This is a genomic window from Streptomyces saintjeani, from assembly GCF_055409605.1.
Window position 1 is genome coordinate 4,121,253 of sequence record NZ_CP189624.1, and the last position, 23,294, is coordinate 4,144,546.

The 23,294-nt window shown below is 69.0% G+C and carries 17 protein-coding genes and 1 pseudogene; 7 read left to right on the forward strand and 11 right to left on the reverse strand.

Annotated features, from left to right (window positions below):
- Nucleotides 1-45 precede the first annotated feature (45 nt).
- The 3 genes and pseudogenes from ACQCO7_RS18540 to ACQCO7_RS18550 form a co-directional block, all read right to left on the reverse strand.
- Nucleotides 46-1,722, reverse strand: a pseudogene (locus ACQCO7_RS18540) (acyclic terpene utilization AtuA family protein); the annotation flags it as partial.
- Nucleotides 1,719-2,537, reverse strand: coding sequence for a TIGR03084 family metal-binding protein (locus tag ACQCO7_RS18545; RefSeq protein ID WP_464072898.1), 819 nt, complete (start codon nt 2,535-2,537; stop codon nt 1,719-1,721). The pseudogene ACQCO7_RS18540 and the gene ACQCO7_RS18545, both read right to left, overlap by 4 nt.
- A gap of 141 nt (nt 2,538-2,678) precedes the next feature.
- The gene (locus tag ACQCO7_RS18550) at nt 2,679-3,662 is read right to left on the reverse strand and encodes a phosphotransferase enzyme family protein (RefSeq protein ID WP_464072899.1); all 984 of its coding nucleotides are present in this window, start codon (nt 3,660-3,662) and stop codon (nt 2,679-2,681) included.
- 236 nt (nt 3,663-3,898) lie between these two features.
- Between ACQCO7_RS18550 and ACQCO7_RS18555 the strand changes: the two genes are divergently transcribed.
- A complete protein-coding gene (locus ACQCO7_RS18555) occupies nt 3,899-5,533 on the forward strand; it encodes a peptide-N4-asparagine amidase (RefSeq protein WP_464077236.1) in 1,635 nt (544 codons plus the stop codon).
- Between the two features lie 106 nt (nt 5,534-5,639).
- Here ACQCO7_RS18555 and ACQCO7_RS18560 read toward each other — a convergent pair whose 3' ends face one another.
- The 5 genes from ACQCO7_RS18560 to ACQCO7_RS18580 form a co-directional block, all read right to left on the reverse strand.
- A complete protein-coding gene (locus ACQCO7_RS18560) occupies nt 5,640-6,647 on the reverse strand; it encodes an EamA family transporter (protein ID WP_464072900.1) in 1,008 nt (335 codons plus the stop codon).
- 112 nt (nt 6,648-6,759) lie between these two features.
- Complete coding sequence (locus ACQCO7_RS18565) at nt 6,760-8,829, reverse strand: ABC transporter ATP-binding protein (RefSeq protein WP_464072901.1); 2,070 nt, start codon at nt 8,827-8,829, stop codon at nt 6,760-6,762.
- Between the two features lie 97 nt (nt 8,830-8,926).
- Entirely contained in the window at nt 8,927-9,061 is a 135-nt protein-coding gene (locus ACQCO7_RS18570; RefSeq protein WP_464072902.1) for a hypothetical protein, read from the reverse strand.
- A gap of 188 nt (nt 9,062-9,249) precedes the next feature.
- The gene (locus tag ACQCO7_RS18575; protein ID WP_464072903.1) at nt 9,250-10,014 is read right to left on the reverse strand and encodes a metallophosphoesterase family protein; all 765 of its coding nucleotides are present in this window, start codon (nt 10,012-10,014) and stop codon (nt 9,250-9,252) included.
- On the reverse strand, nt 10,011-12,914 hold the full coding sequence (locus tag ACQCO7_RS18580) for an FAD-binding and (Fe-S)-binding domain-containing protein (RefSeq protein WP_464072904.1): 2,904 nt from the start codon (nt 12,912-12,914) through the stop codon (nt 10,011-10,013). The genes ACQCO7_RS18575 and ACQCO7_RS18580 overlap by 4 nt, the downstream gene beginning before the upstream one ends.
- Before the next feature lie 194 nt (nt 12,915-13,108).
- Between ACQCO7_RS18580 and serC the strand changes: the two genes are divergently transcribed.
- On the forward strand, nt 13,109-14,227 hold the full coding sequence (gene serC / locus ACQCO7_RS18585; protein ID WP_464072905.1) for a phosphoserine transaminase: 1,119 nt from the start codon (nt 13,109-13,111) through the stop codon (nt 14,225-14,227).
- 87 nt (nt 14,228-14,314) lie between these two features.
- On the opposite strand, the gene ACQCO7_RS18590 is transcribed toward serC, so the two are convergent.
- The 3 genes from ACQCO7_RS18590 to ACQCO7_RS18600 form a co-directional block, all read right to left on the reverse strand.
- Nucleotides 14,315-15,853: a cellulase family glycosylhydrolase gene (locus tag ACQCO7_RS18590; protein WP_464072906.1), complete on the reverse strand. Its 1,539-nt coding sequence runs from the start codon at nt 15,851-15,853 to the stop codon at nt 14,315-14,317.
- Nucleotides 15,854-15,957: 104 nt separating this feature from the next.
- Nucleotides 15,958-16,779 carry an ABC transporter permease gene (locus tag ACQCO7_RS18595; protein WP_464072907.1) on the reverse strand — a complete coding sequence of 274 codons (822 nt, stop codon included), beginning with the start codon at nt 16,777-16,779 and terminating at the stop codon, nt 15,958-15,960.
- On the reverse strand, nt 16,776-17,633 hold the full coding sequence (locus tag ACQCO7_RS18600; RefSeq protein WP_464072908.1) for an ATP-binding cassette domain-containing protein: 858 nt from the start codon (nt 17,631-17,633) through the stop codon (nt 16,776-16,778). The genes ACQCO7_RS18595 and ACQCO7_RS18600 overlap by 4 nt, the downstream gene beginning before the upstream one ends.
- A gap of 79 nt (nt 17,634-17,712) precedes the next feature.
- Between ACQCO7_RS18600 and ACQCO7_RS18605 the strand changes: the two genes are divergently transcribed.
- The 5 genes from ACQCO7_RS18605 (at nt 17,713) to ACQCO7_RS18625 (ending at nt 22,447) form a co-directional block, all read left to right on the forward strand.
- Nucleotides 17,713-17,961, forward strand: a complete 249-nt coding sequence (locus tag ACQCO7_RS18605) for a hypothetical protein (protein ID WP_464072909.1) — start codon at nt 17,713-17,715, stop codon at nt 17,959-17,961.
- A complete protein-coding gene (locus ACQCO7_RS18610) occupies nt 17,961-19,571 on the forward strand; it encodes a recombinase family protein (RefSeq protein ID WP_464072910.1) in 1,611 nt (536 codons plus the stop codon). Before ACQCO7_RS18605 ends, ACQCO7_RS18610 begins: the two co-directional genes overlap by 1 nt.
- Nucleotides 19,572-20,065: 494 nt before the next feature.
- Entirely contained in the window at nt 20,066-20,443 is a 378-nt protein-coding gene (locus ACQCO7_RS18615) for a hypothetical protein (protein ID WP_464072911.1), read from the forward strand.
- A 193-nt stretch (nt 20,444-20,636) separates the two neighbouring features.
- Complete coding sequence (locus ACQCO7_RS18620) at nt 20,637-21,461, forward strand: bifunctional DNA primase/polymerase (RefSeq protein WP_464077237.1); 825 nt, start codon at nt 20,637-20,639, stop codon at nt 21,459-21,461.
- Entirely contained in the window at nt 21,458-22,447 is a 990-nt protein-coding gene (locus ACQCO7_RS18625) for an AAA family ATPase (protein ID WP_464072912.1), read from the forward strand. Before ACQCO7_RS18620 ends, ACQCO7_RS18625 begins: the two co-directional genes overlap by 4 nt.
- The last annotated feature ends 847 nt before the right edge of the window (nt 22,448-23,294 follow it).

The following is a 23,294-nucleotide window of genomic DNA, read 5'->3' on the forward strand; positions in this document are numbered from 1 at the left end:
GCGCGCGGACGCGGGACCCTCGGCCTCGACCGTCACCCCCGCGCGCAGGACGCCCTCCGGAACGTCCACGTACCGCGCCCGCAGCCACTCCCCCAGTGCCTTGGCCTGAGGGTCGAAGCGGTGCTGGGACGCGACGCCCGCGCCGAGGATGCCCTCGACCACGAAGTTCACGGCGCGGAGGCCGGGCAGGACGTGCCGGGTGACGGGGAGGGCGCGGGTCTCGGGGAGCAGTTCCCGGAAGCGGTCGACCGTCAGCTCGTGGACGAGCCAGCGCCATGCCTCGTCGGTGCGTACCCACACCCCGACGTTCGCGTCACCGCCCTTGTCGCCGCTGCGCGCCCCGGCGATCGTCCCCAGGGGTACCCGTACTCGTACCTGAGAGGGAGGCAGCGGATCGGGGAGCGGCGGCTCCGGTACCGGTTCGAGCACGGTGGTACGGGTGGGTGGGGGTACGGCGATCCGCCGCCCGTCGTCGAGGACGGCCCGGTGCCCGACGTCCCCCTGAGGCAGGTACGCCGCCTCGAACACCCCGTACGGCGCCCCCCGCCCGGGCGGCGCGAGGACATGGAACCCGGGGTAGCTCCCGAGAGCCAGCTCGACGGCGGCGCCGGACAGGGCGCGCCCGGCGGTCTCCTCCCGCGCGTCCCGTACGACCAGCCGCAGTACGGCGCTGGCCTCCTCCTCGGTCCCGGCGTCGGCCCGGTCGCTGCGGACGAGGTCCCAACGCACCTCGGCGGGAAGGGACTTGCCGAAGGCGTACGTCTCCATCTGCTCCCGCACGAGCGCGGCCTTGGCCTCGATGTCGAGCCCGGTGAGGACGAAGGCGACCTCGTTACGGAAGCCCCCGATCCGGCTCAGCCCGACCTTGAGGTCCGGCGGCGGCGCCTCCCCCCGTACCCCGGCGACCCTGACCCGGTCGGGCCCGTCACTCTCCAGTACTACGGAGTCGAGGCGGGCGGTCACATCGGGCCCGGCGTACCGGGCACCGCCCGTCTCGTACAGGAGTTGGGCGGTGACCGTACCCACGTCCACCAGACCCCCCGTACCGGGGTGCTTGGTGATCACGCAGCTGCCGTCGGCGTGGAGTTCCGCGACCGGGAAGCCGGGACGGCGTACGTCGGCCTCCTGGAAGAAGGCGTAGTTGCCGCCGGTGGCCTGCGTCCCGCACTCCAGGATGTGCCCGGCGACGACCGCGCCCGCGAGCCGGTCGTACTCCCCCGACCCCCACCCGAAGTGCGCGGCGGCGGGCCCGGTGACGAGCGCCGCGTCGGTCACCCGCCCGGTCACCACGATGTCGGCGCCCTCCCGCAGGCACGCGGCGATCCCGGCCCCGCCGAGGTAGGCGTGTGCGGCGAGCGCGTCCGGGAACCGCCCGCGCAGATCGTCCCCCTCGACGTGCGCGACTCGCGCCGGAACCCCGAGCCGCCGCGCCAACTCCCTTACGGCGTCGGCGAGTCCGGCCGGATTGAGCCCGCCGGCGTTGGTGACGATCCGCACCCCGCGTTCGTGCGCGAGGCCGAGGCAGTCCTCCAGTTGCCGCAGAAAGGTACGCGCGAACCCGGCGCCGGGGTCCTTGAGTTGGTCCCGGCCGAGGATGAGCATCGTCAGCTCGGCGAGGAAGTCCCCGGTGAGGACGTCGAGTTCGCCTCCGGTCAGCATCTCGTGGAGGGCGTCCAGACGGTCGCCGTAGAACCCCGAGAAGTTGCCTATCCGGAGGGTCATCCGGCCTCCCCCACAAGCCGTTCGGCGGTCTCCGACTTCGGCGGGCGGCCTCCTCCGGGCGGCCCGGCGAACACCTGGGCGACCCCCAGCCACTGCTCGGCCTCCGGCCCTTCGGCGTTGAGGGCGAGGTCGTCGCGGTGGGCGCGCTGGGTGACGAGGAGGCAGAAGTCGAGCGCGGGACCGGTGACCCGCTGGTCGGCGTCCTCGGGCCCGTACGTCCACAAGGCACCCGATGGAGAGGTGAGTTCGACGCGGAAGTCCTCGAACGGCGCCGCGAGCCCGTGCACACCGAACGCGAAGTCCCGTGTCCTGACGCCGAGTCGGGCGATGTGGCGGAGCCGGTCCGTGGGGACCGGTGTGACGCCGAGCGCGTCCGCGACGTCCAGGCCGTGCGCCCAGGTCTCCATCAGGCGGGCGGTGGCCATGGACGCGGTGGACATCGGCGGGCCGTACCAGGGGAACCGCCCGCGCTCGGGCGCCGTCCGCAACACCTGCTCCAGCGCCTCGCGTTCGGCCCGCCAGCCCCCGAGCAAGCGCTCGGGCGGTCGTTCCGCGCCGTCCCGCGCCCCGTTGTCCACGAAGTCGCCGGGCGCCACGAGCGCCTTCTCGACCTCGCGCGAGAACGCGTCCTGGTCGGTCATCGCCAGCCGGGCGGAGCGGTCCGTCCAGGCGAGGTGCGCGATCTGGTGGGCGATGGTCCAACCGGCCGCAGGCGTCGGGAGTTTCCACTGTTCGGGGCTCAACTCAGCTACCAGCCGGTCGAGTTCCTCGCTCTCGGCACGCAGGTCGTCGATGACGGGGGTGGGGTCGGCCATGGGGCGAGCATGGCAGTGGGGGTGAAAACAATCAAGCGTGCTTGCATGGATCTGGTCACGGCGGCGGCCAAGAGGCGTCGGCGGCAGAGCCGTTCAACACCCCCAGCCGGCAAGGCCGTTCAACTCGCCTCCCAAGACCGCTCAGCTCGCCTCAGCAGCCGCCTCGGCCAGCACGTCCACGGCGTCCAGACGCGGGATCACCCGCATGCAGCGGACCGCCTGCTCGGCACCGAACGCCCGCTGCTCCTCGGTGACCGTCGGTTCGACCGCGCAGTCGGCCTGAACTCGCACGTAGTTCAGGGCGGTTGCGAGGAGCATGGAGAACGACCGCCTCCCCCGGATCACGCCCGGCCCACCGGCGGCGCGGTACGCCCGGACGATCCGCCGAGCCCTCTCGGGGTCCGGCTCGTTCGCGCCCGACCAGACGAACAGGGCGCGCGCCAACTCCTGTTCGGCGGAGATCGGGCCGGCGTTGTCCCAGTCGAGCAGGACAGGTCCGGCGGGGCCCACCAGGACGTTCTGCGGCTGGAAGTCGAGGTGCGACATCACCAGTTCGGCGTCCCCCGCAGGTATCACCCAGGCGGACAGCTCAGGTACTACGCCCTTGACGAAGCGGTCCAGTTCGTCGGCCCAGGCGAGCCCCGCGCGCCGTACCTTCTCGCCGAGTTCCCGCCACTCGGCGTCGTCGGGGCAGCGCTCGTACCAGTCGTTCACCGGCCCCTCGGCGCCCGCCCCCGCGCGGTGGACGATCCCGGCCGTCCGGCCGAACCAGTCCAGGATCGCGGGGTCGGAGGTGTCGGCCGCGCTCCCCTCCACCCAGTCGTACAGCTTGACCGCCGAGGTCTCCAGGCGGGTGACGTGGGCGCCGTCGCGGTTGGTGTGCAGGCGGGGCGCCGAGATGCCCAGCTCCTCCGCCGCGTCCCGGAGCTCGGCCTCCTTGCGGACCTGGTCCTCGTCGCACCCGAACAGCATCTCCTTCACCGCCCAGGACGATCCGGCGCCGGTCAGCCGCCAGATCTGCCCGAGGGCACCCCGGGACACCGGGGTGACACTCCAGGGGCCGGGGCCGAGGGAGTAGGCGTCGGCGATGACTGCGGCTTCTACTGACCTGGTGGGTGCGGACATGAGCGCCGACTGTAGTTCTCGTAGTACTCGCGGGGTACGGGATTTTCGCGGCCCGAGGGGGGCGCGGCCGGTCGGGCAGATCACGGCCCTATCGACGCCAGGTCCGGTTATGCCCCGGAATTGGTCAATATCTTTCCAACCCCCCTTGGCCCGGCGCGGGACGTGGCAGTTCACTGCGCCGCATGAGAGTCATACGAGCCACGAGGACCAGGGCCCCGGGCCCCTCGGGACCCGCGATCCGTCAGGGCCGGACGTTCACCGTGCTGGCCGCCACCGTCGCCGCGTTCGGCCTGTCCCTGGGCAGCGCCTCCGCCGCCGGCACACCGGCCGCCGCGACCACCGTGCCGGCCTCCGCCACCGCGCCGGCCACCACCGTGCCGCCCGAGTTCGGGACCGACTACCACGACCCCGTCACCGCCGCCCCGCCGCTCGCGACCCCGCACACGAGGTCGTGCTCGGTCACCGTCGCACAGGCCGAGTTCAAGGACTTCACCCCGTACACCGGTACCTACACCCCGCCCAACGGCTGCGGCAGGCCCGGAAGTTGGTCCAAAGTCGTGCTGCGCCTCGACGGGAACGTGAAGGGCAGGCAGTTCGACCGGCTCGGCTACCTGGACATCGGCGGCGTACAGATGCTCCGCACCTCGACGCCCGAGCCCTCGCAGGACGGGATCGACTGGTCCGTCGAGAAGGACGTCACCCAGTACGCGAAGACCCTCAGCACCCCGCAGTCCGTCGACATGCTCATTGGCAACGTTGTCGACGACACCTACACGGGCATCCTGAACGTCAAGGTCACCCTCACGTTCTACCCGTCCACCCCTGGAGTCCGGGTCTCCGCGCCCGACCGCGTCATACCCCTGAGCGACGCCAACAGCGTGACGACGGGCGCGTCCCTGACCGTGCCGCGCAACTCCGAGCGGATCCTCGCGGAGGTGTACGCCACCGGATCGGGCGGCGGCTGCGAGGAGTTCTGGTACTCGGCGGTCACCCCTTCGGCGTCGTACTCCTGCAAGGGCGGGGACGACGGGCCGTACCGCGAGGTGCGGATCAGCGTCGACGGGAAGGTCGCCGGGATCGCCTCGCCGTACCCGAACGTGTGGACCGGCGGCTGGTCCCCGTACCTCTGGTCGGTGATCCCCTCGCCTCACTCCTTCGACGTACGACCGCTGGTGTACGACCTGACGCCGTTCGCGGGAGTCCTGAACGACGGGAAGGCGCACAAGGTCGACGTGTCGGTGATCGGGGTGCCGGCCGGGCAGACCGGGTGGAGCGCGCCGACGAACGTCCTCGTCTGGCAGGACCACCACAAGGCGGTCGTGACCGGGGCCGTCACGTCGTACCGGCAGAGTGGTCCTCAGGTCGTCAATCACTACACCGACGGCTCGCTGCGCCACCTGACGACCGACGGCACGGACCGGCTCAAGGTCACCGGGTACCTCGACACCTCGCACGGCCGGGTCACGACGACGGTCGAGCGGACCCTCACGACCGCGATCGACCACCGGTGGACGCCCGACGAGAACACCGACGACCAGACCGGCAAGTGGACCGACCACCAGGCCGTCACCACCGGCGGGCACGTCTCCCGCACCGACCGCGCCTACACCCTCGACGGCCGCGCGACCATCGACAGCGGCAACCGGCTGCGCGTGATCATGTCCGTCGGCGACCGCTCGGCCGTCGGTGCCACCCGCGTCGACGACGAGTACCGGGGGGACGCGACCTTCACGCTCGGCGTACCCCGGGAGCAGCGGCACGCCGTAGCCACCACGAGTGAGCGGTACCGGGTCCGGGGTCCCGGGGTCCGCTACGACCACACGCTCGCGACGGAGCAAGGGGTCCTGACGAAGGACGTACAGGGCTACTGAGGTAGGGGCTACCCGGGAGGGACGGGTACGGGGTCCCGGCCTCTCCCCGCCGGTCGTCCCTCTCCGGTACTAACCGGGTACATCCGCAGAGGGACGACCGGCCGCCTCAGCCGGTGGAGGCCCCGGAGACGCCGGACGCGCTGGGCGCGTCCGGCAGCTTCGCCCTCCCCCTCCCCACCTGCGTACGTACCGCCCCCATACTCGCGGCGATGACGAGCGCGATCGCCAGCGCCTGGAGCGAGGTCAGGGCCTGGTCGAGGATGAGGAACCCGGCCCCCGAGGCGATGGCCGGTTCGAGGCTCATGAGGATCGCGAAGGTGGAGGCGGGGAGGCGGCGCAGGGCGAGGAGTTCGAGGGTGTAGGGCAGGACCGAGGAGAGGATCGCGACGGCCGCGCCGAGGCCCACGGTCGCCGGGTTCAGCAGCTTCGCACCCGCCTCCGCGATCCCCAGCGGCAGGAAGAGGAGGGCGCCGACGCCCATCGCGAGCGCGAGGCCGTCGGCCTGCGGGAAGCGGCGGCCCGTGCGGGCGCTGAAGACGATGTACGTCGCCCACGCGACGCCCGCCGAGAGCGCGAACGCGACGCCGGCCGGGTCGAGGCTGTCGAAGCTCCCGCCGCCGAGCAGGAAGACGCCGGCGAGGGCGAGGGCCGCCCAGACCGCGTTCACCGCGCGGCGGGAGGCCAGGACCGAGAGGGCCAGCGGGCCGAGGACCTCCAGGGTGACGGCCGGGCCGAGGGGGATGCGGGCGACGGCCTGGTAGAAGAGGCCGTTCATGGTGGCCATCGTGGCGCCGAAGACGATCACCGTGCCCCAGTCCGCGCGCGAGTGGCCGCGCAGGCGGGGGCGGCAGATCACGAGCAGCACCACCGAGGCGACCACCAGGCGCAGCGTCACCACGCCGAGCGCGCCCGCCCTCGGCATCAGCAGTACGGACAGGGCGCCGCCGAACTGCACCGACACGCCGCCGGCCAGCACCAGGCCGATGGGTCCGAGGGGGCTCGTACCCCTGCCCCGTCCCCCGCCAGGGGTACCGCCCGGAGTACCGCCCTCGCCCCGGAGGGTTCCGGGTACGCCGCCAGTAGGGGTCGTGATCGTCGGTTCAGGGGTGGTCACTGGCGGTCCCGGTGCTCGGCGAGTTCATCATGATGCACTTTCGAGTCCACGGTAATGGACTCGGTCAGGCGTGTGAACCGGGTTTGCCACTGTCTCGGACCGTGAGATGCCCTCAGTACCCCTGCGGTATGTCGTACGTCTGGGGGACGGGGGGTACGTGACCGTAGTAGGGGTGGTACGGGTCGTACCCGGCGTAGGGGTTGGGCTCGGGGGCCGGTGCTGGAGCCGGTACGTCATACCCGTAGTACTCCGCTCCACCCGCGTCACCGGGGTAGTACCCCTGGCCTGCTCCACCACCCGCCCATGCCTCCGTAGCCCTCTCCGCCTCGGTCTCCGGGAACACCGGCATCCGCAGCTCCCCCGTGTCCATCACGGCGTTGTTCTGCGAGCGGTGCAGCCGGGAGTACGCCCCGCCGCGCGCGAGCAGTTCCTCGTGCCGGCCGGTCTCGACGACCCGCCCCCGGTCGACGACGAGGATGCGGTCGGCGTCGGGCGCGAGGTTGAGGTCGTGGGTGATCATCAGGGTCGTCCGCCCGGCCATCAGCCGCCGCAGCGGCCTGACCACCCGGCGTGCGGACATCGCGTCGAGCCCGGTCGTCGGCTCGTCGAGGACCAGCACCGGGGAGTCGCGCAGGATCGCGCGGGCGATGGCGAGCCGCTGGAGCTGCCCGCCGGACAGGCGTGCGGTGCCGGGGTCGATCCGCGTGTCGTACCCGTCGGGGAGGCGTACGACGAAGTCGTGGGCGTCGGCCGCGCGCGCCGCCGCCTCGATCGCCTCGTCGCCGGCGCCGGGCCGGCCGCAGGCGATGTTGGCGCGGACGGTGTCGTGCAGGACCAGCGTCTCCTGGGGGAGGAGGGTGACGTACTCCCGCAGCCGGGCGAGGGGGAGGTCCCGCAGAGGTGTGCCGTCGAGGCGTACCTCTCCGGTATCGGGGTCGTAGAACCTGAGGAGCAGCTTCGAGACCGTGGACTTCCCGGCGCCGCTCGGGCCGGTGACGATCACCAGCTCGCCGGGGCTGACGTCGAAGGAGAGTCCCCGGAGGGCGTCGCGGTCCGCGCCGGGGTAGCGGAAGGCGACGTCGCGGACCGTGATCGCGCCGTCCGGGCGGCCGGTGTCGGCGGCGTGCCGGGGGTCGGTGACCGACGGCCGGACGTCGAGGATCTCGATCAGCCGCTCGGCGCCGGCGGTGGCCGCCGTGATCGTGAGCCCGAGCTGGGCGAGTCCGCGCACGGGTGGGTAGAGGTAGCCCAAGAAGGCAGCGAACGCGAGGAGTTGACCGAGCGTCATGCGTCCGGTGGAGATCTCCCAGGCGCCGACGCCGATCACCGCGAGCACGCACACGGTCTCGATGACCTGGACGAGCTGCTCGTACGCCTCGTTCAGCCGGGTCGAGCGCACGGAGGCGCGGAACCAGGCCGTCGCCTCCTCGTGCAGCCGGCGCCGCTCGGCGTCGCGGCGGCCGTACGCCTGGGTGAGGACGATGTTGCCGAGGGACTCCTCGACGACGGAGGTGATCGCGCCGTCCGCGACCCGGCCCGCGCGGGACACGTCCTTGATGGAGCCGGAGAAGCGGCGGGCCGCGAGCCAGAACAGGGGGGCCAGGACGAAGGTCGCGGCGGCGAGGTCCCAGCGCAGCCAGAACGCGGCGGCGGCGTAGAAGAGGGTGCTGAACCCGGCCGAGGCGGCGCCCACGAGGCCGGACACGACGAGCGTCTCGATCGCCTCGACGTCACTGGTCAGCCGGGACAACAGGTCGCCCTGGCGGTGGACTTGGAAGAAGTGCGGGGGCAACTGCTGTACGTGGTCGAAGACATGCTCGCGCAGTCTCATCACGAAGCGTTCGGTGGCCCAGGCGGCGAGGGAGTTGCCGGCGTACGCGACGACCGCACCGACGACCGCGACGGCGAGCCACTTCCCGGCCGGGGTCCAGAAGGCGCTCAGGGAGCCCTGGTTGAGGGCATGGTCGGTCAACTCGCCGAAAAGCAGGATGGCTTCGGTCTCGGCGAGGGCGGAGAGGATCGTGCAGACCCAGACGAGCAGCAGCCACTTCCGCAGGCCCTGGGTCAGCGGCCAGAAACGGCGGAACGCGGCCCGGGGCGGAATGGTCGGGGTGTCGTACTCGTATTCGCCGGAGTCCGAATCGGAATCGAGATCATCGATCTCCGTATTCTTGTCGACCACGCGACACACCCTTTCCCTGCCGTCGGCTCCCCATATTCAAAAGAATCGAGAAAGGGCCGATGGCGCACCACCGGCCCTTTCTCTTTTCACCGCAGGATCAGTTGCCCTGACCGGGGATGGGCTTGAGGGCCGGCGGAACCGGGCGCTTGCCCTTGGGCTTCGGCTTCGGCGGGGGCGGGAGCTGCTTCGACTTGGGCTTCGGGGGCAGCGGGGCAAGCTTCTTGAAGCTCATTCCGACTCCTAAGGGGGATTGCGCTGAACTTTCGATTTCGTCGAATTCCGCGTCCGGAACCCGATACCGAGAAACCTACACGCCCCTCTTGTTCACGGGCGGCAAAGTTGGCAAAGAGGCGCTGTGAATACCTTTGAGAAAGCTGGGCATTCCATCAGCATCACCCAGCTCATTCACAGAATCGCTGGTCAGCCGCGTCCGTCACGCGGCCCGAACGTCTCCATGGCCAGCGTGTCCGTGACCCGCGCGTACAGATAGGTGTCCGCCCACTCGGCGATCCCCGGGTACCCGCACTCCGCGACCAGCCGCGCCACGGCTCCCGGCACGTCGTACGGCGTGACCCGCAGGTCCACCCCCGGCCCGAGCAGGCACCAGTGCGCGCCGGAACGGCCGTACGGCATCCCGACGCTGCCGGGATTGACGACCAACTTGCCCTCGGCGAGGCGGAGATACGGCATATGGGTGTGCCCGCAGACGACGGTGCGTACGGCGGGGTCGAGCCCGGCGAGGACCTCGCTCCAGCGGGCCTGGCGGGAGTCGACGAGGACAACTTCCTCGTCGTCGCGGGGAGTTGCGTGGCAGAACAGGGTCGTCCCCAGTCCGGCGACGGTGAGTGTAAGGGTCGCCGGGAGGGCGGCGAGGAAGTCGACGTGCTCCTCGGTCAGCGCCCGCGCGGCGAACGGGCCGACGGGGTCCGGGATGTCGTCGCGCAGACCGCGCCGGTACTCGACCAGTTCCCGGTCCGCGTTGCCGGAGACCCACAGCACGCGGTCGCCCTGCTCCCTCAACAGGTCGATGACCTCGGCGGGTTGGGGTCCCGCCGCGATGTCCCCGGTGAGGACGATCCGGTCGACGGCGGCGACGTCCGGTTCGGCCAGCACCGCTTCGAGGGCGGGCAGAACGCCGTGGATGTCGGACAGAACTGCGACCGACTCGGCTTCCTCGTACGTCACTTGGTGTCCCTCTCTCCGTCCAGCGCCTCGGCGAGCACCTCCGCGAGGTGCCTGCCCCGCACCCCGGCCAGCTGCTCCAGCTGGGTCCGGCAGGAGAAGCCGTCGGCGAGGACGACCGCGTCCTGCGGCGCGTCCCGTACGGACGGCAGGAGTTGCTCCTCGGCACAGGCGGCCGACACCTCGAAGTGCCCTTTCTCGAAGCCGAAGTTACCGGCGAGGCCGCAGCATCCGCCGCTCAACTCCCCGCCGAGGCCCGCGGCTTCCCTCAGCCGCCGGTCGGCCGCGTCGCCGAGCACCGCGTGCTGGTGGCAGTGGGTCTGCCCGACCACCGGCCGGTCCAGCCGGGGCGGCGCCCAGTCCGGGGCGTACTGCTCCAGCGCCTCCGCGAAGGTGAGCACCCGGGCGGCCAGCCGCGCGGCGCGCGGGTCGTCGGGGAGGAGTTCGGGGAGGTCGGTGCGGAGCGCGGCGGCGCAGCCGGGTTCGAGGACGACGAAGGGCGGGAGCGGCAAGTCGTCGTCCTCGTCGGCGAGTTCATCCATCGGCATCAGGTACGTATCCAGCAGGTCCAGCGTCTCGCGCAGCACCTGCCGGGCCTGCTCCAACTGGCCGGTGGACACGTAGGTGAGCCCGCAGCACACCTTTCTCCTGCGTGCCGGCCACGGCGTCGCCGCGCCCTCCCACCGCACGGTCGGCGGCAGCAGCACCGTCATCCCGGCCGCTTCCAGAACGCGAACTGCCGCTTTGCCGACTGCCGGTGACAGATGTTCGGTAAAGGTGTCCGGCCACAGAACGATCATCTGTCCATCCCGCAGCCACTCGGCCCGGCCCCGCTTCAGCACCGTCCTGAACCGCCGCATCCACCACCGGCTGAACGTCTCCGAGGCCACCCTCGGGATCTCCCGCTCGGGAGCGACCCCGCCGATCCGCTTCCCGAGTGCGGCCAACGGCCGTACGGAAGCGAGGGAGTTGACGAGCGGTGCGGTCCGGGTCCGGGCGATCCACCGCAGCCACTGCGGCAGCCGCCCCATGCTGTAGTGCGCGGCCGGACGCCGTCGCCCCTCGTAGTGGTGGTGCAGGAACTCGGCCTTGTAGGTGGCCATGTCGACGCCGACCGGGCAGTCCGAGCGGCACCCCTTGCAGGAGAGGCACAGGTCGAGCGCGTCCCGGACCTCGGTCGACTGCCAGCCGTCGGTGACGAGTTCACCCGCGAGCATCTCGTGCAGAAGCCTCGCGCGTCCCCGGGTGGAGTGGGCCTCCTCGCCGGTCGCGCGGAACGACGGGCACATGACGGCGGGGCCGGACGCCGTCGTCGTACGGCACTTGGCGACGCCCACGCAGCGCCGTACGGCGGCGGAGAAGTCGCCGCCGTCGGCGGGGTAGCCGAAGACGACGGGGACGGGCTCGCGGGGCAGCGGTGCGAAGCGGAGGTTGGTGTCGAGGGGTGCGGGGCGGACCAGCATGCCGGGGTTGAGGAGGTCGTCGGGGTCCCAGAGCGCTTTGACGCGTTCGAAGAGGGCGACCATCTCCACCCCGTACATCCTGGGTAGCAGTTCGGCGCGCGCCTGGCCGTCGCCGTGCTCCCCGGAGAGGGACCCGCCATGGGCGGTGACGAGGTCGGCCAACTCCTCCGAGAAGCGGCGGAAGCGGGCGATGCCGGGGGCGGTGAGGAGGTCGAAGTCGATGCGGACGTGGATGCAGCCGTCGCCGAAGTGGCCGTAGGGGGTACCCCGCAGCCCGTGCGCGGCGAGGAGGCCGCGGAAGTCGCGCAGGTAGGCGCCGAGGCGGGCCGGGGGTACGGCGCAGTCCTCCCAGCCGGGCCACGCCTCCCGGCCGTCCGGCGTCCTCGTCGCCGTACCGCCCGCGTCCTCCCGGATGCGCCACAAGGCGCGCTGTCCGGCGGGGTCGGTGACGACCAGCGCGTCGACGGCGTCGGCCGCGCGGACGATCGCCTCACCCCGTACCCGCGCCTCGTCCGGACTCTCGCCGCCGGTCTCGACGAACAGCCACGCGCCGCCGCGGGGCAGCCCGTAGCTCTCAGGTACGAGGTCGGCCGCCATACCTTCGACCGTCAGGGGCCCGTACGGCAGCAGCCCGGCCGCCGCCTCCGCCGCGTCGCCCTCGTCCCCGTACCCCAGGACGGCGAGGGCCCGCGCGCGGGGTGCCTCGACGAGGCGGACGGTGGCCCGGGTGAGGACCGCGAGGGTGCCCTCGGAGCCGCAGTACGCGCGGGCCGTGTCGGCGCCCTTCTCGGGGAGCAGGGCGTCCAGGGCGTACCCGGAGATGCGCCGGGGGAGTTCGGGGAAGCCGGTGCGCAGGCGGGCCAGTTCGGTGTCGACCAGTCGGCGTAGTCCTTCGGGGCTACCCGCCCAGTCCCTCCCCAGGGTGAGGCGGGCGCCGCGCGCGGTCACGACGTCCAGGGTCCGGACGTTGTCGGCGGTCGTCCCCCACGCGACCGAGTGGGAGCCGCACGCGTTGTTGCCGATCATGCCGCCGAGGGTGCAGCGGCTGTGCGTCGAGGGGTCGGGGCCGAAGCGCAGGCCGTGCGGGGCGGCGGCGTCCTGGAGGCGGTCGAGGACCAGTCCTGGCTGGACCACGGCGGTACGGGTGGCGGGGTCCAGGTCGAGGACGCGGTTCATGTGCCGGGTGAAGTCCAGTACGACGCCGGTGCCGGTGGCCTGTCCGGCGATGGAGGTACCCCCACCCCTGGGTACTACGGGTACTCCGTGCTCCCGGCAGATCTCCAGGGCGGCGACCACGTCGGCGTCGTCCTGGGGAGCTACGACCCCGAGGGGGACCCGCCGGTAGTTCGAGGCGTCCATGGTCACGACGGCACGGGAGGTGGTGTCGAAGCCGACGTCGCCTCGCAGGGCCGTGCGCAGATCCGCTTCCAGGTTCGGCATGGGTACAGGAAATCAGGCGGGACAACCGAGGGCACCGGGACGGACGTTCAAGATCCTTCAAGGAGCGTCCCGGATCCATCCGTCCCGTAGTACCTCGGAGGGACCGGTACTACCCCCCTGCCGGACGTCCACACGACGTCTCACCGGACGGACCACGTTTCGCTCACGTTTGCCGTAACGGCTACCCTCCCCCCGTGGCTGAGATCCGGATTCCCTCTGACATCAAGCCCGCGGACGGTCGTTTCGGCGCGGGTCCCTCCAAGGTGCGGATCGAGGCGCTGGACGCCCTCGCCGCCACCGGCACCTCCCTCTTGGGTACGTCACACCGACAGGCCCCGGTGAAGAACCTGGTCGGCGAGGTCCGCGAGGGCATCTCCGCACTGTTCTCCCTACCTGAGGGCTACGAGGTCGTCCTCGGCAACGGCGGCTCGACCGCGTTCTGGGACGTCGCGACCCACGGGCTGATCGAGAACAAGTCGCAGCACCTCACCTTCGGCGAGTTCAGCTCGAAGTTCGCCAAGGCGGCCAAGCTCGCCCCCTGGCTGGCCGAGCCCACGGTGATCTCCTCCGACCCGGGCACCCACCCGGAGGCGCGGGCCGAGGCGGGCGTGGACGTGTACGCGTTCACCCACAACGAGACGTCGACGGGTGTCGCGGCGCCGGTCAAGCGCGTCGCGGGCGCCGACGAGGGCGCGCTGGTCCTGGTCGACGCCACCTCCGGCGCGGGCGGCCTCCCGGTCGACATCGCCGAGACGGACGTCTACTACTTCGCCCCGCAGAAGTCCTTCGCCTCCGACGGCGGCCTGTGGATCGGCGTGTTCTCCCCGGCCGCGATCGAGCGCGCCGAGCGTGTCCATGCCTCCGGCCGGCACGTCCCGGAGTTCTTCAGCCTCCCCACGGCGATCGACAACTCCCGCAAGAACCAGACGTACAACACCCCGGCGCTCTCCACCCTGTTCCTGCTGAACGAGCAGCTCAAGTGGATCAACGGCCAGGGCGGCCTTGCCTTCTCCACCTCCAGGACGAAGGACTCCTCCACCCGCCTCTACACCTGGGCCGAGGAGTCGAAGCACGCGACGCCGTTCGTCACCGACCCGGCGAAGCGCTCGCAGGTCATCGGCACGATCGACTTCGCGGAGGACATCGACGCCGCCGCGATCGCCAAGGTCCTGCGCGCCAACGGCATCGTCGACACCGAGCCCTACCGCAAGCTCGGCCGCAACCAGCTGCGCGTCGCCATGTTCCCGGCGATCGACCCGGCGGACGTCGAGGCCCTCACGAAGTGCATCGACCACGTGATCGAGAACCTCTGACTCCCTTCCCGCACGGCGTAGTTGTCCGCCGCGCACCCGTACGACGCTGAAGGGCGCCCGGTGAACTCCGGGCGCCCTTCGCGCAGTTCAGGTCGCCGTGCAGGTCAGGCTCGGCGCACTGCCCCCGCCGGGCGCGGCACCGAACCCGAAGGTGGCCGAACTCCCCGCGGACAACGCCCCGTTGTGGGCCGCGTTGACGGCGGTCACCGACGCCCCGCTCTGGGTGTACGACGCGTTCCACATGGTGGAGATCTGCTGGGAGCCGGGGAAGCTCCAGGCGACCTTCCACGACGAGATGGCCGTCGTCCCCGAATTCACCACTTTCACCTCGCCGTTGAAGCCGCCGCCCCAGTCACTGGTGACGGCGTAGGTCGCGGTGCAGGCGGCGCTCCCGCCACCACCTCCACCGCCTCCGCCACCGCCTCCGCCACCGCCACCGCCACCGCTGCCGACCGGCGGGAAGGCCGGCGCCTTGATGCTCGCGAGGTAGCCGTCCTTCACCGTGTCGACGCTCTGCCAGTCGTCCTTCAGAATCCCGCCGGTGTCACCGGAGTTGGGGTTCCACGACCAGAACGTCCAGTGGAAGGAGTCGGCGCCGTTCGCCGACGTCGAGCGCAGGTAACTCACCAGCGCCGCCAGCCACTTCTGGTCCACGGACGCCTGGAGCGTCGTACCGAACTCGCCCACCCACACCGGGGCGATGTTCTGCTTGAAGATGTAGCCCCAGTACTTGTCCCAGATCCCCGGCATGTTGTTCGGGAAGGTGGGGTCGCTGAACCAGCTCTGCTGGGCGACGCTGGTGGCGTAGTCGTGCGCCGAGTACACCAGCCGGTTGGGAACCGAGAGTTGGACCGGATACTGCGCGACACCCATCAGGTTGCCGCCCCACCAGCCGGAGACTCCGTTGACGGTCTGGATGCCCTCGACGAAGATCAGCAGGTCGGGGTTGACCGACAGGACCGCGTTCCCGGCGCGCTGGGCGGCCAGCCGCCAGTCGGTCGCCGTGTCCCCGCAGCCCCAACAGGCGGGATCGTGCGGCTCGTTGTGGAGGTCGATGCCGACGACGGCCGGGTTCCCGGCGTAACGGGACGCCAGGGACTTCAAGTTGGCGATCCACGTCGACTCGGGGACGGCCGCGGTGTACCAGAGGGCGGACTGTCCGCCCGAGTCCGGGCGGTGCCGGTCGAGGATGACGCGCAGGCCGTCCCGGCCGGCGTACGACACGATCTTGTCCAGCACGCCCAGGGAGTTGAGGCCCTGGAGGTCGGCGTTCTTGCCGCTGGAGAAGTCGATGCTGTTGGGGACGGTCGAGGACTTGAAGATGTCGTCGCTGTACGGGATGCGGATCGTGTTGTAGCCCAGCGACTTCATCTGGTCGATCATGCTCTTGTAGTCGCGCGACCACAGGCCGTGGACCACGTAGTTGCCGGTCTCGAAGCCGAACCAGTTGATCCCGGCGACCCGGACGGGCTGTCCGGCCGAGTCGAGGATCTGACGGCCGCTGGTGTGCCAGTACCCGGCTCCCGGCGCCTCCGCGGCCCGCGCCGGTTGCGCGACCGCCAGGCCCAGAGGCAGCAGCAGCGCGGCGACCACCGCGCACAGCGCTCTTCGCACGTTGCGGAACATGTCCCTTGTTCCTCTCGGGGGTGCGGATCCGGAACGTGGGAGCGCTCCCACTTCCGCACCTCCCAGAGAAGACCGGTCCCAACACCCCGTCAAGGACTACGACATCACTTCCCGAGCTTCTTGAACCTCCCCACCGCCAGCGGCAGGAAGAGCGCGCCCAGGATCAACGGCCAGACGAGAGCCATCAGTTGGGCGTTCTGCTCGACCCAGGTGCTCCCCGCTCCCGCCGGCGCCCCGAAGAGTTCCCTGGTCGCCCCGGCCGTCGCCGAGATCGGGTTCCACGCGGCCACGAACCCCAGCCAGTCCGGCATGAGCTGGGGCGCGACGAAGACGCTGGAGATCATCGTCAGCGGGAAGGCCACGGCGAACAACCCGCCCGCCGCCTCGGGGTTGGGGACGACGAAGCCGAGCCACACCCCCAGCCAGATCAGCGCCAGCCGCAGCCACAGCAGCAGTCCGAAGGCGCCGACGAATCCCCAACTCCCCTCCGGACGCCACCCGATGGCCAGCGCCGTGAGCATCATGATGGCCAACTCGGCGCAGGCGACGAGGAGATCGGTCACCCCGCGCCCCGCGACGACCGCCGAGGACGCCATCGGCATGGAGCGGAACCGGTCGACGACCCCCTTCTGCGCGTCGTACACGACGACCGTCGCCGTGTTGATGAACCCGAAGGCCATCGTCATGACGAACATCCCCGGCATCAGGAAGTCCTTGTAGTCCCCACCGCCCGGCACGTGCATCGCGCTGCCGAAGACGTAGCCGTAGAGCAGGACGGAGAGGATCGGGAAGCCCAACTGCCAGAGGATGTTGACCGGTTGGCGCCGGTAGTGGGTGAGCCCCCGCCGGACGAGGTTCCAGCAGTCGGCCAACGCCCAGTAGACGCGGCCGTGTTCGCGGACCGGGGTCAGGTCGAGGGTGCTCACGCGGCGGCCTCCTTCACGGTCGGGCCGGTCTCGGTGCGGTGGCCGGTCAGGCGCAGGAACACGTCGTCGAGGCTGGGCCTGCGCAGGCCGATGTCCTCGACCCGCACGCCCTCGTCCTGGAGGGTGCGGGCCACCGCGGTCAGTGCGGAGACCCGGTCGGCGACAGTGGCATGGATCCTCAACTCGCCTTCGTCCGCCTCGGGTTCGCCGTCCGCGACGCGGGCCATCACCTTCACCGTCCGCTGGATGTCGGCGCGTTCGGCGAGCACGACCTCGATCCGGTCGCCGCCGATCATGTCCTTGAGGCCGTCGGGGGTGTCGTCGGCGATGGACCGGCCCCGGTCGAGCACGGTGACGCGGGAGGCCAGCCGGTCCGCCTCCTCCAGGTACTGCGTGGTGAGCAGGACCGTCGTACCGTCCGCCACCAACGCCCGTACGGATTCCCAGACTTCACCCCGGGCGCGGGGGTCGAGGCCGGTCGTCGGCTCGTCGAGGAAGAGGACCGCGGGGGCGAGGATCATCGACGTGGCGAGGTCGAGCCGGCGCCGCATGCCGCCGCTGTAGCCGTCGACGCCCCGGTCGGCGGCCTCGGCCAGGCCGAAGCGGTCCAGGAGTTCGGCGGCGCGCTGCCGGGCCCGCCTGCCGCCGAGGTGGAAGAGGCGGCCGAACATCTCCAGGTTCTGCCTGCCGGTGAGGACCTCGTCGACCGCCGCGTACTGGCCCGTGAGCCCGATCCGCGCACGCACCTCGCGCGCCCTGCTGACCACGTCGAGACCGGCGACCTCCGCGGTGCCGCCGTCGGGGCGGCGCAGGGTGGCCAGGATGCGGACGGCGGTGGTCTTGCCGACTACCAATCCAGGGGGACATTGGCTCCACACCGCTCGACAGGCCGTTTCGGCTGGTCAGAGCTACCGTGAGGCCAAGGGAGTGGCTATGAGCAAGGCACTGGAGAAGGCAGGCGTACCCGCCTCAGCCGTTCGACTCGCGGTGACCGCCGTGAGCGACGCAGGTTTCATGATCGGCGCCCTTGACGCGTCCGGCGCCCACTACAACTACGTGGACGTGGTCAAGGCCAACACCGACCGGCTGGTGACTGCCTACGGCGCACCCCGGACGACGGCCCGCCGGGTGCTTGCCGGTGCCTTTCGTCGCGCCTACGTCCGCGCGGGTGGTGACCGTTGATGACCGCCGCAGTGAATGAGGGAATCGCGTACGAGCGCATCTCTGCCGACGACGGGGCCGGTTACGGCGTCGAGTCCCAGCGCATCGAGATCAACGAGCACGCCGACGAGCACGGGCTCACGATCACCGAACACTTCACGGACAACGACCGGTCCGCCTACTCGGGCAAGCTCCGTGAGGACTACGCACGGATGCTCGCGGTCATGGCGTTGGGCGTGATCCGGTTCGTACTCGTCTGGCACCCGGACCGGCTGCACCGGTCGAACGCTGAGCTTGAGCGGTTCATTGCGCTGGGACGTCAGCACCGGATCATCGTGAAGTCGGTGACGGCCGGGGAGTACGACCTCACGACGGCTCACGGCCGTAAGGCGCTGCGGGACGCAACGACGAATGCCGCGTACGAGTCGGAGCACCGGGCGGAACGTGTGGCTCTTGCCCGCAAGCGGCAGGCGCGCATGGGTGCGTTCGGCGGGGGTGTGCGCGCCTTCGGGTGGGGTGCCCCGACCAACCGGGTCCGGCGAGTCCTGGTGAACAAGGAAACCCGCGAGTACGAGGACCGTCCGGTACTCGACTGCACGCAGCACAACCCCCAGGAAGCGGCGGTCATCCGGTGGATGGCCGATGAGCTGCTGGCCGGGGTACCGATCGCCCAGGTGACGCGTGCGCTGAACGGTCCGGGCACGATCCGGCACGGCGGGAAAGTCATCGCCAACGGTCCGGTTCTGACGGTCAGTCAGGCGGACAGCCGGAAGCTGAAGCGTGAGGGCAAGGAAGTCAAGCACGGGGGTTGGAACTCCAAGACCGTCCGGCAGATCCTGACGGCCCCTCTGGTGTCAGGGCACGCGGTCTACAAGAACGAGATCGTGGCCCGCGATGTCTGGGACGCGATCCTTCCGGAAGACCGCCGACAGGCGCTGATCACGCTGTTCGCCAGTGAGACCCGGACGGACCTCAAGACCGGCAAGGTCATGCCGCGTAAGACTTCCCCGGGCAATCAGCCCAAGTGGCTTGGCTCGTTGATCCTTGAGTGTGGAATCTGCGAGGCCGAAGGGACGCCCATGACGTCCCGGACCAAGCACGGGCGTCCGGTCTACAGGTGCGCCGCCAAGGGGCACGGCATCATCAGTGCTGAACCCATGGACAAGTTCCTCGGCGCGGCGGTCGTAGAACGCCTCTCACGGCCCGACGCGGTGGACCTGGTCGAGTCGGCCCCCGAGGTGGACGTGAACGCCCTGAGGGACGAGCAGAAGCGATTGCAGGGGAAGAAGAACGGGCTCGTGAACCTGTTCAACGCGGACGCGATCGATGCGGAGCAACTCACCCGGGGAACCGCTGAGTTGAAGGCGCGGCTTGCCGAGATTGAGGCGGAACTGAGTGCGGCGATCGTGGAGGATCCACTGTCGGACCTGGTCGGGCAGAAGAGCGTTCGGGACGCGTGGGAGGGTCTGTCGCTCGGCAGGAAGCGCGAGATCCTGCGGGTGTTGTTCACGGTGACCGTGAAGAAGGGGCGTATGGGAGTTGCCGGGAAGGACTTCGACCCCAACCGCGTTGTGATCACCGAAGCCCGCAAGCCCAAGGCGCCGGAACGCCCGGTGCTCAGGGCGGCATAGGCCGAGAAAACCAGGAACCCCTACCCATTCCGGGTAGGGGTTCCTTTGCGCCCAGAGTAGCCACCCAATAGCCACGAGTGATGTCCGCAAAATCTTCTGCCTGACGCACCGACGGGCCTTTAAAGGCCGCAAACCTTCCCGTTCGGTTCCTTGCTGGGCGCACGTCCGTCGGCGCAGGGTAGTCACCCACTCGCAACCCCTGCGGCTCGAAGGTTCAATCGACACCCCCGAGCGTAGGGTCTGGAAGCCTCCCGCCAATGAATACGGGAACACGATGTCAGCACGTTTAAAGCCCCGACGCAGCTTCTGGCCGCCGTTGAACACTTCGACCCTACCCGGACACGCTCCCCAATTATGTTTGGTGGGTATTTCCATGGCGTAAGGGAGTGTAGGGGGCACGCCTTCGACGCGTTTGCACGCTCGGGAACGTCGTCTCACACCACCGGCTTGGACCATCCGCGCGAAGTGAGCGCATACCAGAAAGGATCATCGGCATGTTGAATGCTGAAGTAATAGCGGAAAAGATCATCGCCGCCCTCAGGGGATCAAACCGGTCCACGGGAATTACATGGATCGAGATCGAAAGAGAGGCGGCCGTTCTCGGCGTAAACACGCAGGGAGAGCTGTGGATCATGAGTCCGACGTACGAGAACGTCGCCTTCTGGCCGACCGTCAGCCAGGATTTCATTGACGTATATCAGGCGCTCGCCCCCTCGCTGGATATTCACGAAGCGAGTCCGATCTCTTACATGGCTGACGGAAAGGTGCCAAGTCTTCCTCTCGTCAAGCAACCCCCGTGTGAGGGTTACCGTAAGCCGCATTGGCTGCCTCTTCGTTTTGAAATTAAGGAAGAGGTCTCCTCTGATGCCTGACGAAGATTTACCGATCGAGTGGCTGGAGAATATTCAGATTCAGATAGACAAGCTACCACCCCTTGATGATGCAACCAGAAGCGTACTGCGAATTTTACTCAACGGTTCTTAATTGCCGATTGAACTGAAAAACCTTGCTCAGCCCCACCCCTCGCGGGTGGGGCCCTTACTCAACCTCTTTCGGAGATCTTCAATGTTGTTTAAAGCTGCCCTGACCTTGACCGAGCAAGGATTCCGAGTATTTCCCTGCATGACAGGCCAGAAGAGGCCCCTTACGAAACACGGCCTCCGTGACGCCAGCATGGACAAGGATGCACTGGCCGACTGGTGGTCACGGTGGCCTGACGCCAATGTCGGAATCGCCACCGGTCCAACGACAGGTTACGGCGAACCGGGATTGATCATTCTGGATATCGACGTCAAGAACGGCATTGACGGAATGTTCAGTCTCCGGGGCCTGGAAGTCTTGTACGGCAAGCTTCCTGATAGCCCAGAAGCCCGAACACCATCCGGTGGGGTCCACCTGTATTTCAAGCTGCACGAGGGTGGCCCCTACGTCGATATCCCATGCAGCGTTGGAAAGCTGGCGCCCGGGGTGGACGTTCGTGCGCGCGGCGGACTGGTAATCGCTCCTCCCTCAACCGTCGGGAACGAGCGCTACGAGTGGACGCGTGAGCCCGTGTCGGCGCATCACATGCCTCTACTGCCGAAAGCATGGCTGGCGGCACTCAAGGGAACCTCACGGCCCCGCACCCCCCGCCCAGCAGTACCGGTCGCCGTAGACCTCAGGAGGCGCCTGTCAGGCGTCCTCGACCGACTGTTGGGTGCGCAGGAGGGCGAGCGCAACTCTCTTCTTCACTGGGCTAGTTGGCGGTTTCGGGAAGAGCATGAAAACGGCAGGATCACGGAAGCGCAGGCTGTAAACGCTTTGCTTACTGCTGCTGATCACCTTGGATTGCCTCGCCCTGAGGCCGAAGCTACCGTATTCGGCGTGTTCCGGCGGACGGATGCCGCGTGAAGGCTGAGGACATCTTGATAAACGTGGGTTTGCGAGAGCCTCGACCTGACTTCCGGGACTTCCTCTATACATCAGCAACTCTTGACGGAATACCTGAGCCGTCCCCGCTGATCGATGGATTCATTTACAAGAACAGTCTTGCCCGGATGTTCGGGGCGTCCGGTTCGATGAAGTCTTTCGTCGCCCTCGATATGGCCGCCCATATCGCGCTTGGGTGGGACTGGCACGGCCAGCGTGTCATACAGGGGTCAGTGCTTTACGTGGTCGCCGAGGGAGAGGGCGGTATCAGACGGCGCGTGAAGGCTTGGGAGAACCATCACGACAAGGAAATGACCGGAGTCACCTTCCTGACGCTGGCTTTCCAAATAGGAAACCCTGAATGGCCTGACTTTCAGGAATGGTGTGCGGAAGAGGAGTTCTCGCTCATCATCTTCGACACGCAGGCCCGGGTAACTCTCGGCACGGAAGAGAACTCCAATAGTGAAATGAGCACCGTGGTGGCCATCCTTGATGGCCTTGTGAGAACTACCGGGGCGTGTGTCCTGCTCGTCCATCACACAGGGCAGGGGGCGGCAGAACGAGCACGTGGAGCCAGCGTTGTCCGTGCCGCACTGCAATCTGAAATCAAAGTGGAGAAGGACCCCACCACTAAAGCCGTGTCCGTGTCCTCAGATAAACAGAAGGATCACGCCGAACAGACTGTGACTCTGCAACCCGAGATCACCCCCGTTCCGGGAATGCTTGACTGCTTCGGGCGGCAGAAGACCTCTGTTGTTCTGCGGGCCCGGACTGAGGGCTTAGTTCCGAGTTTCGCCAAGAGTCCCCAGGACTATGCGGTGATGCTGCGCGAGGCTCATCCCGGTGAGGACTGGCAGCAGTGGAACCGTGAACGCGTCAAGGAAGCGCTAGCGACCCTAGGGCGCAAGATAGGAAAGAACGCGACCCTCGCGGCGACTCTTCGGGAACTCAAGCGTCCCCAAGAATAGCCGGACCTCTCGGGACACCAAGGGACTCGGGACAGTCTCATTGTCCACCGGCAAAACGTGGACGCCTGCAACGGTGTCCCTGGTGTCCCACCCCCGTAGGGGGGACCCCGGGGCAGGCGGACGATGCCCGCGAGAACGGACCACCAAACGAAAGGTACGAGCATGATTTCCCATCATGACCATTTACAGCAGATTGCCGAATACGTAGGCCAGCTCATCCGGGGTATCCCTGTCCCCGTTGATTACACGATCTCCGCACAGACCCCTAACGGGATAACTCTGGAGCAACGGCGACGGCAGATCACGCACTCGCCCTTACTGCGGCAGGTGGAAACACTCGGCACCGTGCCGACAAGCAACGGCATCCCGGAGTCCCGACCGGTCCACGGGTCACGTCCGCCGGGGAATTTGGAGGCAGTGTCTTGGGGCATGGACGTACGGGCGGCAGCGCGGGACCTCAGGGCGCTTCTGTGGCGGTCGGGTGGCCAGGCCGGTGAATGCCCCCAGGTGGCCCCGGAGAGAGCGTTGGAGTCCTTACCGGCCCTAGCATCCACCGCCCCCCTGGAAGACGCTCAGATGGCCGTACAGGCCCTTGCCGCCCTCGTACGGCGTGCCCGCGTGCTCCTGGGCTACGACGAACCCCCGCGAGCGATCCGGGGACGGCGCTGCGAGTGCGGCGGAACCCTGCGCATCGCTGCCGACGCAACGGGGCCGGTGTGGTGCTCGGGCATCGAGGACCGCGATTCTTGCGGCAATACCATCGAGAAATCTGAATGGATCGAATGGGAACGCTGGCGGAATTCAATGCACGAGTTGAGGAATGCGGCATAGTCGGATATCAGCTATA